The following is a 15,069-nucleotide window of genomic DNA, read 5'->3' as shown; positions in this document are numbered from 1 at the left end:
ACACTCCTCCTTGAGCGATCCGCTGATGGGTCAGACGTTCAGTGCCGCCGCGACCTGCACGGCGGTGAGGGTGCGGCGCACGTCGTGCACGCGGACGCAGGCGGCGCCCGCAGCGGCCGCGAGCGCGGACACCGCCGCGGTGGCGGCGTCGCGGTCCCGCACGATTCCGAGGAACGACTTGCGCGAGGCGCCGACGAGAACCGGGCGGCCGAGCACGCTCAGCGCCCGCAGATCCGCCAGTAGCTGCCAGTTGTGGCGGGGTTTCTTCGCGAACCCGAGCCCGGGGTCGATGATGATCCGTTCCGGGCGCACACCAGCGGCGACCAGCGCGTCGACCCGTTGAGACAGTTCACCGACGACCTCGGCGACCACGTCGTCGTAGAGGGCGTGCTCGTGCATCCGGGAGCTGGGCGCCCGCCAGTGCATGGCGACGTAAGGGACGTCCGCCGCCGCAACGCAGGAAGCCATGCGGGGATCGGCGAGTCCCCCGCTGACGTCGTTGACGATCGCCGCGCCGGCCTCCAGCGCGGCGTCGGCCACCTCGGCCCGCGTCGTGTCGATGCTGATCGTGACTCCCGCCGCGGCCAGCCTCCGGATCACCGGCAGCACCCGCCGTTTCTCCTCCGCACAGGACACGCGCCCGGCGCCGGGCCGGGTGGATTCGCCCCCGACGTCGACGATGTCGGCCCCCGACGCGGCGAGTTCCACGCCGTGTGCGATCGCCCGGCCGGTCGTGAGATAGCGGCCGCCGTCGGAGAAGGAATTGGGGGTCACGTTGAGAATGCCCATGACCAGGCACCGGTTCCGGGACGGCAGTCCGGCAGCGGCCGCAAGGTCCGTGGGGGCGGCGGTCGTGGTCACTGGCCCGGTGCCGGCGGTGTGCCGTGGGTGTGGAAGGACTCGATGGTCTTCAGTCCCCACGCCTGGCCCTTGGCCCGTTCGGCTTCGGTCCAGTCGATGGTGCGCCAGTCCGGGGCCAGCACGAGGCGGGCTCCGGCGTTGCACAGCTCGATGCGGTTGCCGCCGGGTTCGTAGACGTAGAGGAAGAACGTCTGCTGGATCGCGTGCTTGTGCGGGCCGGTCTCGATGAACACATCCTGTTCGAGCGCGAGGTCGGCGGCGCGCAGGATGTCCGCCCGGCTGTCGGTGGCGAACGCGATGTGGTGCAAGCGTCCGGTGATGCCCAGCCGGTCGCGGGTGTACACCGCGTCGTAACCCTTGTTCGTGAACGTGGTCCAGCTCCCGGCGACCGACCCGTCGTCGAGCACGATCTGTTCGGTGACCTTGGCGCCCAGCAGGTCGCGCAGCACGTCGCGGTTGGCCTCGACGTCCACGCCGAGGAAGTTGACGTGGTCCAGGCGCCGGACGCAGACGCCGGCGCCCGGGTAGGCCTCCGCCTGGTTCTTCAGCGCCGGCCGGGTGTCCTCCTCGGGCTGGAACCACTCGGATTCGTAGTAGAGGCCGAACTCGTGCCCGTCCGGGTCGTGGAAGAGGTAGGTGGGCCCGTACCCGGGTTCACCATCGGTCCAGCCGATGCCGAGGCCCGCCTCCTTGATCGCCTCGACGCGACGCTGGAGCGCGTCCTCGTCGGCGGCGCGCAGATGGGTGCGACCGATTCCGGCAGTGGTGCGCGGGGTGAGCGTGATCGTGTGGTGCTCGTAGTCGTCCCAGGCCCGCAGGAACACCGAGGAGCCCTGGGACCCGTGCGTCCTCATGCCGAGGTAGTGCGTGAAGAACTCGACGCTCTCGTCGAAGGCGGGGGTGAACAACTGGAGATGGCCGAGGTGGGCGACGTCGTGGGCGGCGGGGTTTCGGTTCAGCACAAGGGTTCCTTCTCGTGGTGGCCGACGATGGCGGCGATGAGGGATCGGACGTGTTCGCGCGCGGCACGCTCGGCGGCGACTGGATGACGCCCGGCTACGGCTTGGACGATCGCAGCGTGCTCACGCGCGGAGTCCCGGAGGCGACCGGGGCGCAGGGACACGCGAAACCGCAGCCGGGCGACGCGGGCGTCGAGCCGTGAGACGATTCCGGCGGCCGTCGGGTGACGTGACAGGCCGACGACCAGGTCGTGGAGTTCGTCGCCCAACCGGAAGCACTCGACCGGCTCGCCGCGTTCCGCGGCCGCAGCCAGCCGGTTGCCGGCGGCGCGCAGGCGCCGGTGTTCCTCATCGGTCGCCCGCACCGCCGCGCGAGCGGCGAGGAGGCCGTCCAGCACCTGTCGGCACTCCAGAATCTCGACCACTTCCCCGATCGGCACCGCGCGTACCCGGGCGTTGCTGCCGCGCACGCGGTCGATCAGTCCTTCGGCCGCCAGCTCGTGCAGCGCCTGGCGGACACAACTGCGGGTCGCTCCCAGCGCCGTGCCGACTTCCGCGGCGACGATCCGCTGTCCCGGGACCAGATCGCCGGTCACGATCGCCCGCCGGAGGGAGTTCCGGACATGGGTGGCGCCCGCAGCTCCGCTTCTCGCAGCGAGGTTCATCGTCACCTCCTCTCACCGGCATTGTTGACAATCTTGCGGCCAATGTTGCTTCCGTGTAGCGTCTGTATAGCAGTCAGCGCGTCTGGTGTACAGACATCAGCAGTCTCAGTGGAGAGGTGGCCCTAGATGAGTGCCGAAACCGTGGAACAGGGGATCCAGCGCGCGGGAGGAGCGGTCGAGCTGCTCCGGAACTCCCCGATCCGCCCGCACACGTTCCCGGTGACCGCGGAGTTCACCAACTGGCGCAGCGAGCAGCGGGCGTGGCGGGATTCGTGCGCGTTGCTGGACCAGTCGCACCACATGACCGACCTCTACGTCAGCGGCCCCGACGCTTCGCGGCTGCTGAGCGACCTGGGGGTGAACAGCTTCGCGAAGTTCACACCGGGCAAGGCCAAGCAGTACGTCGCGGTGAACCACGACGGTCAGCTGATCGGGGACGCGGTGCTGTTTCACCTGGAGGAGCAGCACTTCGACCTGGTCGGGCACCCGATGGTGCTGGACTGGGTGCAGTTCAACCTCGAAACGGGGAACTACGACGCGACCACCGAACGGGACGACAACTCCTTCGACCGCGTCTCCGGACCGCCGAAGGTCTACCGGTACGAGCTGCAGGGTCCCACCGCATCCGCGGTGATGGAGAAGGTCATCGACGGCCCGTTGCCGGACGTGAAGTTCTTCAACATGGCCACCTTCACCATCGCCGGGTGCACCGTGCGCGGCCTGCGGCACGGCATGGCGGGCCAGCCCGGCTACGAACTGTTCGGCCCGTGGGAGGAAGGCGACCGGGTCCGCGAGGCGATCCTGGCAGCCGGAGGGGACTTCGGGTTGGTTCGGGTGGGCGCGAAGGCGTACTCGGCGGCGAACCTGGAGTCGGCGTGGATTCCCGCGCCGCTGCCCGCCATCTTCTCCGGCGAGAAGATGAAGGCCTACCGGGAATGGCTGCCGACCACCGCGATGGGTTCGCTGGCCGGTTCGATGGACTCCCCGGACATCGAGGACTACTACGTCACCCCCTACGACGTGGGATACGGCCGGCTGGTGGCCTTCGACCACGACTTCGTCGGCCGCGAGGCCCTCGAAGAGATCGCCAAGAACCCCCGTCGGGAAAAGGTCACGCTCGTGTGGAACAGCGACGACGTCACCGAGGCGATCGGCTCGCTCTACCGCCCCGGGCTGCCGGCGAAGTACATCGAGGTCCCCAAGGCCCGGTACGGACTGCACCAGAGCGACAAGGTCCTGGCCGGGGGCAAGCTCGCCGGGATCTCCATGGACGCCGGCTACCTGGCCAACGAGCACGTCATGGTGTCGCTGGCCACTGTGGACATCGAACACAGTGAGCCCGGCACCGAGGTGACCGTGGCCTGGGGTGAGGACCCCAACTCCACCAAACCGCTGGTGGAGCAGCACAAGCAGGTCGAGATCCGCGCCACCGTCGCACCGGCCCCGTACGTGCAGTTCGCCCGCGAGAGCTACCGCGCGCTGTGACCGAAACAACGACACGCCGGCGGGCGCCGCGCTCGACACGGGACATCCTGCGCACCATCAGCTACGAGATCATGCCGTTCCGCGGCACCGAGGACGCCGTCCTCGAACACGTCCCGGTGGACGTGCCGCTGACCGTCACCGTCACCGAGGCGAAGGGCATCGAGACCACCATCGCCCTCGCGGCGAACCTGACCGCGCGCGGCTACCGGGTCTCCCCGCACGTCGCGGCCCGTATGGTCAGGGATACCGCGCACGCCAAGGACCTGGCCGCACAACTCACCGAAGCTGGGATCGATCGCGTCTTCGTCGTCGGCGGCGACGCGCCGGTCCCGGCCGGGGAGTTCACCGAGGCGCTCGACCTGCTGCGTGTGTTCGCCGAGACCGGGATGTTCACACGGACCGGGATCGGCGGCTACCCGGAGGGGCACGCCAGAATCACCGACCAGGATCTGGACGCCGCACTCACCGCGAAAGCCCCGCTGGCCACGCACGTCATCACCCAGATCTGCTTCGACGCAAGGACCACTGTGGACTGGGCGCGCCGCGTGCACCGCGGCCACCCGGACCTGGAAGTCGTGATCGGGGTGCCCGCTCCGGTGAGCAGGCAGAAGCTCGTGCGTATCGCGGGCGGCATCGGTCTGGGACAGTCGGCACGGTTCCTGCGCAAGCAGCAGAACACGATCTGGAAGCTGATCCGCCCCGGCGGATACCGGCCCGACAAGCTCCTGCGCGCCTTCGAACCCCACCTCGCCGCGCCGGACGTCAACATCGCCGGCATCCACCTGTTCACCTTCAACGAACTGGCCGGCGCCGAAGCCTGGCGGCGATCACTGCTGGCCCGCCTCGACGCCGGCTGAAGGAGGCACCCTCATGCGAACCACGACCACCACCGGCGAGGGGCGACTGCTGGTGTCCGGCGAGGACGGACCCGGCATCGTCGCCGCCGTCTCGGCCATCCTCACCGGTCACGGCGCCAACATCGTCTCCCTCGACCAGCACTCCACCGGCCCGTCCGGTGGGCGCTTCTTCCAGCGGGCCGTGTTCCACCTCGACCGGCTCGCCGACCAGCGCTCCGCGCTCGAAGTGGACCTGCACCGCGAACTCGGCGAACGGTTCGGGCTGCAGTGGTCCCTGGTCGACACCGCGGTCCCGAAACGGGTGGCGCTGTTCGCCTCGAAACTCGACCACTGCCTGCTCGACCTGCTGTGGCGGCACCGCCGTGGCGACCTGCCGATGGAGATCACCCACGTGGTGTCCAACCACACCGACCTGGCGTGGGTCGGCGACCGGTTCGAGGTGCCCTTCACCCACATCCCCGTGGCCAGGGGCGCCAAAGGCGAGGCCGAAGCCGCGCAGCTGGACCTGCTCAAGGGCACCGTCGACCTGGTCGTGCTGGCCCGGTACATGCAGATCCTCTCCGGCGACTTCCTCGCCGCGCTGGGCGTGCCGGTGATCAACATCCACCACTCGTTCCTGCCCGCCTTCGTCGGCGCCGCCCCCTACCGCAAGGCCAAGGAACGAGGCGTGAAACTGATCGGCGCGACCGCCCACTTCGTCACCGAGGACCTCGACGAAGGACCGATCATCGAACAGGACGTCGTCCGCGTCAGCCACACCGACTCCACCGACGACCTCGTCCGCCGCGGCGCCGACGTCGAACGGCTCGTGCTGGCGCGCGCGGTCCAGGCCTTCTGCGAAGACCGGATCATGCGTGACGGCAACACCACGGTGGTGTTCTGATGGGCGCCGGCCTGCTCGACGGCAAGCTGGTCGCCGCGAAGATCAAAGACGATCTCCGCGGCCGCGTCGCAGCGCTGACGGCACGGGGGCACACGGCTGGGTTGGGAACGGTGCTCGTCGGCGACGACCCGGGCAGTGTGCTCTACGTCAACGGCAAACACCGCGACTGCCGCGACGTGGGGATCGAGTCGATCCGGCTCGATCTGCCCGCCACCGCTACGCGCGCAGACGTGCTCAGGGCGGTCGAGCAGCTCAACGCGGATCCCCGGTGCACCGCCTACATCGTCCAGCTACCCCTTCCCTCTGGGCTTGACGAGTTCGAGGTCATCGAGCGCATCGACCCGGCGAAGGACGCCGACGGCCTGCACCCCGCCAACCTCGGCCGGCTCGTCCTCGGCGCCGACGGACCGCTGCCCTGCACCCCGGCCGGGATCGTGGAACTCCTGCGCTGGTACGACATCCCGCTCGCCGGAGCCAGGGTGTGCGTGATCGGCCGCGGCATCACAGTCGGCCGGTCACTGGGCCTGCTGCTCACCCGGCGCAGCGAGAACGCGACCGTGACGCTGTGCCACACCGGGACCCGGGACCTCACTGCCGAAGTCCGGGCCGCGGACATCGTCATTGCCGCGGCCGGCGTGCCTGGACTGGTCCGGCCGGAGATGGTCAAGCCGGGCGCCGTGCTCGTCGACGTCGGCGTCAGCCGCGGACCGGACGGCAAGGTGGCGGGCGACATCGACCCCGCCGCCGGCGACCTCGCCGCCTGGCGCTCCCCCAACCCCGGCGGCGTGGGCCCGATGACCCGCGCGATGCTCCTGGCCAACGTCGTCCGCGCCGCCGAACGGGCTGCCCACGGTCATCGACACGGATGAGATGCTGTCACCATGACCACCGGGCCTGACCACCTGGGCGAACTGCTCCAGCCCGAGAACAGGGCCGCACCGGCGTACCCGATCGCGTCGGTCGACAACACCCTGCGCATCCTGCTGCTCCTGCGCGATCGCGGCACCCTCACCCTCGCCGACGTCGCCGCCGAACTGGGCATCGTCCGCTCCAGCGCGCACCGCCTGATGGCCATGCTCACCTACTACGACTTCGTCCGGCAGAGCCCGGTCGACCGGTCCTTCCGCACCGGACCCGCGCTCATCGACGTGGGCCTCACCGCCGCCCGTACCCTCGACATCCGTGCGCTGGCCCGCCCGATCCTCACCACGCTGGCCGAGTCCACCGGCATGACCGCCCACCTCGTCCTCCCCCGCGGCCGGGAGGTCCTCTTCGCCGACGGCGTGGAAAGCGGGCGCACCATCCGCGCGGCACTGCGCACCGGCAGCACCCTGCCCGCCCACGTTACCGGCGCCGGCAAGGCACTGCTGGCCACACTCACCGACGACGAGCTCCGCCGGCTCTACGCGGACAACCCACCGGAAGCCCTCACCGGCAGATCCATCTCCTCGCTGACCGCCCTCCTCCGCGAAGCGGCCCGGATCCGCCGCACGGGCTATGCGATCAACCACGGAGAAAGCGAAACCGGCGTACTCGCCATGGGAATCGCCTGCACGGTCCCCGAAGCCGACATCCGCGCCGGTCTCGGCGTCTCCGGGCCAGCCTCCACAGTGGACGACAGCTGGGCGGAGCGGATAGCCCAGGCACTCCGCGAGGCCGCGGCGGAGCTGACGAAACAGATCCAGGCCTACCACCTCTGAACGGTGTTTCCCGGACCGCGCTGCTCAGCAGGGACGGAGGTCGGCCCTGGATGGAGAGAACGCCGAAGTGCTCGCTCCGACCACGGGCCGGACATCCAGCGAGAGGAGCAGCAGGCGAGCTGCCATCGCTTCGTGCTCGGGCGAACCTCTTACGGTGATGATGCCGATGAGAGCGGCAGCGACGTCTCGGCGGGGACATCGGCACGGAGTTCACCCGCTCGTGCGACCAGTTTGCAGGATCTCGTCGATGGCCGTGAGCGGCTAGGTCCGGGTGCGGGCATGCGCGATCTCCCCCGATTCGACCAGCGCGAGCCGCGGGCGGGCCGAGTCCGACGGCGAGGTGTCAGGCGAGCACGGCGGCGCCGGCTTCGGCGACCTCGGTGTCCTCGCTCCAGTGCCCGCCCGTGGGCCAGGAACTCGTGCCACTGGGCGGTCGGCATCCCGAACCCGGCGGCGGTGTAGGCCTTGTCCTGCGCGATCTGGACCGCCTGGATGGGCACACCGTCCATCCGCACGAACGCGCAGAGCTGGCCCGACCTCGGCGGCGCTGACCGCCATCAACTACGCCTGCGGCCAACGAGGACTGCCCTACATCTGGGGCGGCGACGGACCCGACAGCGGCGACCGCGGATTCGACTGCAGCGGCCTGACCAAGGCCGCCTACGACGCCGCCGGAATCACTCTGCCCCGCACCGCCCACGCCCACTTCCACACCGGACCCCACGTTCCCGGCGGATCCCCGCTACTACCCGGCGACCTCGTCTTCTACGGCACCCCAGCCCGCATCACCCACGTCGCGCTCTACCTCGGCAACAGCAAGATGATCAATGCCCCCACCTTCGGCAGTCCCGTTCAGATCGACAACTACCACCACCCGAATGACGACTACGTCGGCGCCACACGGCCGTCGAGGTAGTGCAGCTTGGTGTGACGTGACGAGCAGCGACTTGCGGCGCCGTCAGCCCGCGTACGAACTTCCGACGTCGGCGTTCCACCACTCCGAAGCCCGCCGACGGTAGACGACTTCCGCGTAGCATGCGCGGATCTGGAACAACGGACGACCATCGCTCACGCGCGACCAGAAGTACCACCCGTTCTGGTGTGGACTACCCAGCGCAGTAGTCGCCCCGCACGGGGTCGCGAACACCTGACCGTCGTCCAAACGCAGCTTCCCGTCGCTGGTCACGCGTGCCGTGCGGTGCAGGCCGAGCCTGGGTCGCTCATACACCAGCTCCTCGCCCACCGCAAGCGCGCCGACAGCGACCAAGTCCCGCACACTCAGGCGCGCATCCGGATCCTTACCCGACAACAGCGGCGGTGACAGCCGGACTTCGATCGGTGTGGAATCGACACCGTCGGCAAGGACGGTCGCGGCCTCCGCCCCCGCCGTGGCGGGCCACGTACGGTCGAGCCGAGGCCAGGTCCGGACCGCCTCCCAACCGTCGCCCTCGGCCGTCAGCATGCGGACCTCGACAGCATCCGAGTCGTCAGGACCATCACCGGCATGCTGCAGCTGGACCACGAGGTCCCCATCGAAGCCAGTCGACTCGAAATCCTGCTCGCACCACGTCCCGGCGAACAGCAGCACCTCGCCGTCGGCCGCTGATCGGTCGACAGCGGTCACCAACAGCCCCCACGCACCAGGCGGCATGCCCATCGGCGCGGCCTGGGCAGCGCCGTCGGCGATCAACACCACCGCCTCCCGCTGCAGCCCCTCGCGCACACGAAGATCGACAAGACTCTCGGCCGGCTTAGTCACCAGATTCTCTTGCACAGCAGCCCCCTTCGATGAATGGCAATGCGATACGGGTCCATCCACGCTCGATACACGCACGAATGTCAAGCCGTCTATGCATTTTTTTCTGCTTCGACCGGATTGTGCTTGACGGGGAAGAGAATCCTTGTCAACGGATGGCGGGACCATGCCGACAGCGGTCTTTTTTGGACAATCACTTGACACGGCGGCGGTGACGAAGCGTCCACGTCGGCGTGAACCTCGAGGGGTTCTTCCGCCTCACGCGGCGCGCGATCCCGCATCTGCTGGACAACGGAGGTGGCCACATCGTGAACCTGACCACCAGCCTGGTCGACCACGCCCTGTCCACCGTCCCGTCCGCCCTGGCTTCCCTCACCAAGGGCGGTCTGCAGTCGGCGACCAAGGCGCTGGCCATCGAGTACGCCGACCGCGGTGTGCGCGTCAACGCGGTGTCCCCCGGGATCGTCAAGACCCCGATGCACGCCCCGGAAACGCACGAGTCGCTGGCCGGCCTGCACCCGGTCCGCCGAATGGGCGAGATCTCGGACATCGTCGACGCGGTGCTCTACCTGGAAAACGCCCCACCGATTTAGTCATTGTGCGAACCACTCCGTTCGGGGCCGTTTCCGTTGGTAGGGCGGGTGCTGCCCCGTCGTTGTTGCGGGGTTGGGGGATGCGGAAGACCGGGATGAGCCGGTCGGGGCCGGTGATGGTGACTTTGGCGACGAGGGCTTCGACAAGTGCCTTGGTTTGGTTGTGGGTGCCGTTGGTGATGATCTCGGTGATGTGATCGGCCACCGCTGCCAGGGTGGCGGGCTCGGGGGTGGTGGGCTCGTCGTCGAGCGCGAGGGTGAGTTCGTCGCGGCGGATGCGGAGTTGCTTGGTCTTGGCGCGTAGTTCGGTGAGCCGGTCGGCGACGAGTTCTTCGTCCATCGTGCCGCGCTCGAACGCGGACAGGTACCGGTCTATGGCCTGCCCGGTCTTGGTGATCTCGTTCTCGACGGCGGCGAGTTCGGCGTGCCGGTCGGCGTGCGCCGCCTGGTGCTGTTTCTGTTCGTGGGTGATGGCGTCGGCGATGAGGTCGTGCCGGGTGCGATAGAAGGTGGCCAGGGCATCCAGGACGGCTGCGTCCACGGCGTCGGCGTTGAGCCGCGACATGTCGCACTTGCTGGCGTCGTAGCGGGCGAGGTTCCAGCACGTGTAGTAGCGGTAGGTGCGGTTTCGTCCGGTGGCGCGGGTGCCGATCATGGCTTTGCCGCACTGGGGGCAGCGCAGGCGTCCGGTGAGCACGTAGTCGGAGCCGGACGCGGCCCGGTGGGCGTGGGATTCGCCGCGGGCGTCGAGGATGGCTTGGGCCTGCTCCCACCGGGTGAGGTCGATGATGGGTGCGTGGGTGTCGGTCACGGTGGTCTCCCGGAACGTCAGTTCGCCGAGGTAGACGCGGTTGTTCAGGGCGCGGATGACTTGGTAGCCGGACCACTTGCCACCCGAGCTGGTGCGGTGGCCCCGGTCGTTGAGCACTTTGGCGATGGCGCGGGACCCGAGCCGGTCTTTGGTGTAGAGGTCGAAGATCATCCTGACGATCACCGCTTCGTGCTCGTCCACGATCAGCGTGTGCGAGGTCTTGTCCACCTGGTAGCCGAATGGGCGTTTGCCGCCCTTCCACTTGCCCTTGGCGTGCTTGCGTTCCATCCCGGCGATGACCCGGTCGATGATGGTGTCGCGCTCGAACTGGGCGAACATGCCGAGCATCTGCACCAGCATCCGACCCATCGGCGTCGAGGTGTCGAACGGTTCCGTGGCGCTGCGGAACACCACCCCGGCTGAGTCCAGTTCGTCAAGCAGCATCACCATGTCCCGCAGGTTCCGGGAGAACCGGTCCACCCGGTACACCAACAGCACGTCGATCAACCCGGCACGGGCGGCGGCGAGCGCGCGTTGCAACCCGTCGCGTTCGGTAGTGGCACCGGAGGCGTCATCAGGGAACCGCGCCACGAGCCGCCAACCGGGCTGGGAGCCGATGTAGGCTTCCAGGCGCGCATCTTGAGCTTCGATCGAGTAGGGCTGGTGCTCGTCGTCAGTGGAGCGCCGCACGTAGATCCCCACTCGCACGTCATCGCCGAGTGTGGTTATCGCTGCTTTCTTGGTGCGTTGCGCGGTTGTTGATCGCGCCATTGTCCGACCCCCCTTGGTTCGGCATTTCCGCGTGCCCTGTGGTAGCCGTTTGTCCGGCTGCCACAGGACGGCTACGCGGCTACTAGATCACTACTAGTTTTGACTTAGTGTCCAATGCCCGCAGGCACGCGGCGCCGACCGCCGGTTGCACGTCGTCGAAGTAGAACGCGTCCGGGACCCCGATCCGGTAGCCGTCGAGCCGTTCCCGCGCCGCCGTGTCCCGTGGGGTGGTCCGGCCCGCCAGGACGGCGAACAACGCCGCGCAGTCCCGAACGGTGCGGGTCAGCAGCCCGACGCAGTCGAGAGTGGGCCCGAGCGGCACCACTCCCCCGGTGCCGACCGCGCCCCGGGTCGGCTTGAGCCCGACGACGCCGCACAGTGCCGCGGGCACCCGGACCGACCCACCGGTGTCGGTACCCAAGGCCGCGGCGCACAGCCCGGCCGCGACCGCGGCCGCCGATCCGCCGCTCGAGCCGCCCGCCATCCTGGCCGGATCGTGCGGGTTGCGCACCGGCCCGAACGCCGACACGTCACCGGTGGCGCCGTAGGCGAGCTGGTGCAGGTTGGTCTTGCCCAGCACGACGGCTCCGGCCCGTTCCAGCAGGCGGACCGCCTCCGCGCTGCGCACCGGTTCCGCCACGGCGGGCGGGTACACCCCCAGGGATGTGGGCGCACCGGCCACGTGCAGGTTGTCCTTCACCGCGACCGGCAGTCCCGGCAACGGTCGCGGCGTCGTGCCCGTGGTCCGGCCGATCGCGTGCGCCCGGGCGAGTGCACGTCCGCGAAGCAGAGTGGTGTAGGAGTTCAGGACGGGGTCGATCCGCTCGACCCGCTCGAGGACCGCCTCGACGAGCTCGACCGGCGAGATCGTCCCGGCCGTCACGGCGGCCGCGGTGGCCACGGCGTCCGGCAGCGGGGCGGTGCTCACGCCGGATCGCCCGCCCGGGCCGCGTCGGCCGAGGCAGACGACCCCCCGGCATCCAGGGTGCGGTTCTTGCCGGTCTCGCGCGCCAGGTACACGCACACGAGACTGATCACCGCCAGGGCCGCCAGCCAGGCCGGGGCCGGCCAGTAGCTGTCGGCCTGGGCGACCAGTCCGGTCACGATCAGCGGTGTCGTCCCGCCGACGGCCGCGGCCGAGACCTGCTGCCCGATCGAGGCACCGGTGTAGCGCACCCGGGCGTCGAACATCTCCGCGGTCAGCGCGCCCATCAAGCCGTACAGCGTGCCGTTCGCGACACCTCCGAGCCCCTGGGCCAGCCAGATGATCGGCGCCGACCGGATGTCCACCAGCCAGAAGAGCGGAAACGCGTACAGCGCGGTGAAAGCGGCTGCCACGATGAACACGGGTCGCCTGCCGACGCGGTCGGACAGCGCCGAGAAGCCGAGGGAGCCGAGCAGCCCGCCCACGGAGAAGACGATGCCGCCGATGAGCATCGTGGTGGCCGGCATCCTCAGGTGGACCTGGCGGCGCTGATGACGGGCGCGCACGCCGCCGGCTGACCGGCGCCCCGGCCGGTGGCACCGCGGCGCCAGGACGACAGCCGTCCACCGCGACCAGGAGCAGCGCCCCGGCCCCGGAACACCACGTCCCGGTACCGCGGGTGCCTGCCACGACGTGATCCGGTCGCACGGCGCGGGTCCGGCCGCTGCGCCGCCGGCGCGGCTCCGGGGCGGCCACGGCGTCGAGCGGCCGGGCGAGCGTCGGGGCGAGCTCCACGTCCTCGGGTGCGTCGGTCATCCGCGTGATCGAGGCGGCCGGCCGGTCCGGCTCCGGGCCCGCTCGCGCGGCGTCGAGCGCCCGGCCCACTCCGCGACGACCCGGCCGGGGCATGTGCGGCAGGCGGGATCCAGCGTCCCGCTCGACCCGGACGATCCCACCTCCGGCGGCACCGCCAGGCCGCCCGGAGGCGAGGCGGGCGATGCGCGCCCGATGCCGCTCGCGTTGCCGGCTCTGCGCGCGCAGCCGAGCCGGCGGAACCCCGGCTCCGGCGAGCGTCTCGATCCGGATGAGCTCGACCACCGCACCGGCGTCGTACCTGCGGTAGCCGGAGTGGTCCTGTGTGTCCGGCCGCGCGGCGGCCCGAACCAGCCCGGCCACATCGAGCGCGTGGGTGACGAGGAGCCGGTGGTCGGCGTCCACCAGGACACGTCGGCGTGCGGGTGCGCACGGACCAGCCGACGCCGGCCCGCCAGTCCGGCCATCACGGCACCGAGACCGCCGAGGGACGCCTCGAATATGTAGCGGCTCGCGCGGGAGGACAGGTCGTGACCGCGAGCTCGAAGGTGACCACGTCGACGTCGAGGCCGGCCGCTCGACGCGCGCGGACGGTACGGCGCTCAGCCCGCGGTGGCGCAGGCCTCGGCGAAGTCGCGCGCGCCGCGGTCGGACCCCAGATCCGCCACGGCCGCCCGGACGCGCTCGATCGTCGGCTCGTCGGCGACCTGCCGCATGTTCGCCAGGTACTTCCGCTCGATGTCCGACGGGGTCAGCGGCCGCTCGTGGTGGCCGCGGTTGACGTCCTCGCGGTGGGTCAGCACGCGACCGTCCCGGAGGGTCACCTCGATCTCGGCCGAATAGGCCTCCGGGAACCGGCTGTCCGGGTCGTCGGTGATGCGCACCCGGTCGGCGATCGCGTGGATCGCCGTGTCGGTCAGGGACTCGTCGGTGAACTCCGCCAGCGTCAGCCGTCCGCGCTGCAGGCACGCGCCCACCACGTAGGGCAGGCTGAACTTCGCGTCGTACAGGTCGCGCGGGCGGCGCTTGCCCTCCAGCGGCTCGCACACCGCGGCCGCGGCCGTCGGGTGGATGCGGCACAGGATGTCGGTGACCTGGTCGGGTTCGAGACCTTCGTGCTCGCGCACCGCGAGCACGGCATCGGCGAAGCTGTGTGTGAAGTGGCAGCTCGGGTACGGCTTGACACCGGTGCCGAGCATCTCCCACCGCTGCCCGAGATCGGCCACGATGGTCTCGGTGTCGCACTCCTGCCCGGGCAGGTGCGTCGCGAACAGCCCGTAGCGCCCCTCGTACACCGCGCGCGGCCCCGGCCAGTCCGCGGCCGCGAAACCGGCCGCGGTGAGCGCCGATGCCGCCGCCCATCCCGGGTGCAGGCGCTTGGTCCACGCACCGTCCTCCAGGAACTCGAGGATGCCGGACGCCATCGAACCGACGATCTGCTGCGCGCCCGCGATCCCGGCGGCGTCCGAACCGGACACCGTGGCGGCCGCCACCGCCGCGCCGAACGCGCCGGCCAGTCCGGTGGGGTGGAAACCGGCGCGGTGGAAACCCCCGTGCGCGGCCAGACCGACCCGGGCGCTGATCTCGAGACCGAGGATGTAGCCCAGCATGAGCTCGCGCGTCGTGCGGTCATGTTCGACGGCCGCGGCGAGCGCGGCCGGCAGCGCCGAGGCGGACACGTGCACGATCGAGCCGATGTGCGTGTCGTCGAAGTCGTGCCCGTGGACCAGGATCCCGTTGAGCAGTGCGGCGTCGCGCGCCGACAGCCGGTCCGGCGACCCCAGCACGGGGTGATCACCTCGCCCGAACCGGGACACCGCCCGGCGGGCGCGCTCGGCGAACGGTTCTCCCGCGGCGCAGAACGCGACCCCCACCGAGTCCAGCGCCAGGTTGCGGGCGTGGTCGACCACGGCCCGCGGCAGGTCCTCGAAGGTCGCTGCGGCGGCGAACTCCCCGATGCGCTCGGCGATGCTGGACGATCCCATGCGAT

General features: G+C 70.1%; 14 protein-coding genes and 2 pseudogenes. 7 read left to right on the top strand and 9 right to left on the bottom strand.

From position 1 onward, the window contains the following. Positions 1-30: 30 nt before the first annotated feature. The 3 genes from folP to BMZ92_RS29465 form a co-directional block, all read right to left on the bottom strand. On the bottom strand, positions 31-789 hold the full coding sequence (gene folP, locus BMZ92_RS29475) for a dihydropteroate synthase (RefSeq protein ID WP_091514189.1): 759 nt from the start codon (positions 787-789) through the stop codon (positions 31-33). Positions 790-857: 68 nt separating this feature from the next. Beyond that, positions 858-1,823, bottom strand: a complete 966-nt coding sequence (locus tag BMZ92_RS29470; RefSeq protein ID WP_245783326.1) for a VOC family protein — start codon at positions 1,821-1,823, stop codon at positions 858-860. Next, positions 1,817-2,485, bottom strand: coding sequence for a GntR family transcriptional regulator (locus BMZ92_RS29465; RefSeq protein WP_091514186.1), 669 nt, complete (start codon positions 2,483-2,485; stop codon positions 1,817-1,819). Before BMZ92_RS29465 ends, BMZ92_RS29470 begins: the two co-directional genes overlap by 7 nt. A 126-nt stretch (positions 2,486-2,611) precedes the next feature. Here BMZ92_RS29465 and BMZ92_RS29460 point away from each other — a divergent pair, with 126 nt between their 5' ends. The 5 genes from BMZ92_RS29460 to BMZ92_RS29440 are packed head-to-tail and all read left to right on the top strand — an operon-like array spanning position 2,612 to position 7,410. Further along, complete coding sequence (locus BMZ92_RS29460) at positions 2,612-3,970, top strand: glycine cleavage system protein T (RefSeq protein WP_091514184.1); 1,359 nt, start codon at positions 2,612-2,614, stop codon at positions 3,968-3,970. Next, entirely contained in the window at positions 3,967-4,827 is an 861-nt protein-coding gene (locus BMZ92_RS29455; protein WP_245783325.1) for a methylenetetrahydrofolate reductase, read from the top strand. Before BMZ92_RS29460 ends, BMZ92_RS29455 begins: the two co-directional genes overlap by 4 nt. A gap of 13 nt (positions 4,828-4,840) precedes the next feature. Continuing rightward, a complete protein-coding gene (gene purU, locus BMZ92_RS29450) occupies positions 4,841-5,710 on the top strand; it encodes a formyltetrahydrofolate deformylase (protein WP_091514182.1) in 870 nt (289 codons plus the stop codon). Then, on the top strand, positions 5,710-6,579 hold the full coding sequence (locus BMZ92_RS29445) for a bifunctional methylenetetrahydrofolate dehydrogenase/methenyltetrahydrofolate cyclohydrolase (protein WP_091514179.1): 870 nt from the start codon (positions 5,710-5,712) through the stop codon (positions 6,577-6,579). The genes purU and BMZ92_RS29445 overlap by 1 nt, the downstream gene beginning before the upstream one ends. A gap of 12 nt (positions 6,580-6,591) precedes the next feature. Then, a complete protein-coding gene (locus BMZ92_RS29440; protein ID WP_091514176.1) occupies positions 6,592-7,410 on the top strand; it encodes an IclR family transcriptional regulator in 819 nt (272 codons plus the stop codon). Between the two features lie 149 nt (positions 7,411-7,559). Here the strand turns inward: BMZ92_RS29440 and BMZ92_RS38375 are convergent, their stop codons facing one another. Beyond that, positions 7,560-7,919 carry a heme-binding protein gene (locus BMZ92_RS38375; RefSeq protein ID WP_245783324.1) on the bottom strand — a complete coding sequence of 120 codons (360 nt, stop codon included), beginning with the start codon at positions 7,917-7,919 and terminating at the stop codon, positions 7,560-7,562. Positions 7,920-7,942: 23 nt separating this feature from the next. On the opposite strand from BMZ92_RS38375, the pseudogene BMZ92_RS38370 reads away from it, so the two are divergent. Then, positions 7,943-8,326, top strand: a pseudogene (locus tag BMZ92_RS38370) (C40 family peptidase); the annotation flags it as partial. 42 nt (positions 8,327-8,368) lie between these two features. On the opposite strand, the gene BMZ92_RS29430 reads toward BMZ92_RS38370, so the two are convergent. Further along, complete coding sequence (locus BMZ92_RS29430; protein ID WP_091514172.1) at positions 8,369-9,184, bottom strand: restriction system modified-DNA reader domain-containing protein; 816 nt, start codon at positions 9,182-9,184, stop codon at positions 8,369-8,371. A 215-nt stretch (positions 9,185-9,399) separates the two neighbouring features. Here BMZ92_RS29430 and BMZ92_RS29425 point away from each other — a divergent pair. After that, positions 9,400-9,678, top strand: a pseudogene (locus BMZ92_RS29425) (SDR family NAD(P)-dependent oxidoreductase); the annotation flags it as partial. Here BMZ92_RS29425 and BMZ92_RS29420 read toward each other — a convergent pair. The 4 genes from BMZ92_RS29420 to BMZ92_RS29405 all read right to left on the bottom strand — a co-directional run bounded on the left by BMZ92_RS29420 (position 9,632) and on the right by BMZ92_RS29405 (position 15,064). Beyond that, positions 9,632-11,272: a recombinase family protein gene (locus tag BMZ92_RS29420; RefSeq protein WP_245783323.1), complete on the bottom strand. Its 1,641-nt coding sequence runs from the start codon at positions 11,270-11,272 to the stop codon at positions 9,632-9,634. The pseudogene BMZ92_RS29425 and the gene BMZ92_RS29420 sit on opposite strands and share 47 nt — an antisense overlap. Positions 11,273-11,423: 151 nt before the next feature. Further along, the gene (locus BMZ92_RS29415; RefSeq protein ID WP_177228923.1) at positions 11,424-12,269 is read right to left on the bottom strand and encodes an amidase; all 846 of its coding nucleotides are present in this window, start codon (positions 12,267-12,269) and stop codon (positions 11,424-11,426) included. Next, positions 12,266-12,778, bottom strand: coding sequence for an MFS transporter (locus BMZ92_RS29410; RefSeq protein ID WP_218153570.1), 513 nt, complete (start codon positions 12,776-12,778; stop codon positions 12,266-12,268). The genes BMZ92_RS29415 and BMZ92_RS29410 overlap by 4 nt, the downstream gene beginning before the upstream one ends. Before the next feature lie 903 nt (positions 12,779-13,681). Beyond that, entirely contained in the window at positions 13,682-15,064 is a 1,383-nt protein-coding gene (locus BMZ92_RS29405) for an MmgE/PrpD family protein (RefSeq protein WP_091514165.1), read from the bottom strand. Between the last annotated feature and the right edge of the window lie 5 nt (positions 15,065-15,069).

This window comes from Amycolatopsis sacchari (assembly GCF_900114035.1).
GTDB classification, from domain to species: Bacteria; Actinomycetota; Actinomycetes; order Mycobacteriales; family Pseudonocardiaceae; genus Amycolatopsis_E; species Amycolatopsis_E sacchari.
The sequence above is the reverse complement of the archived record's forward strand: the minus strand, read 5'-3'. Positions and strand labels throughout refer to the sequence as shown.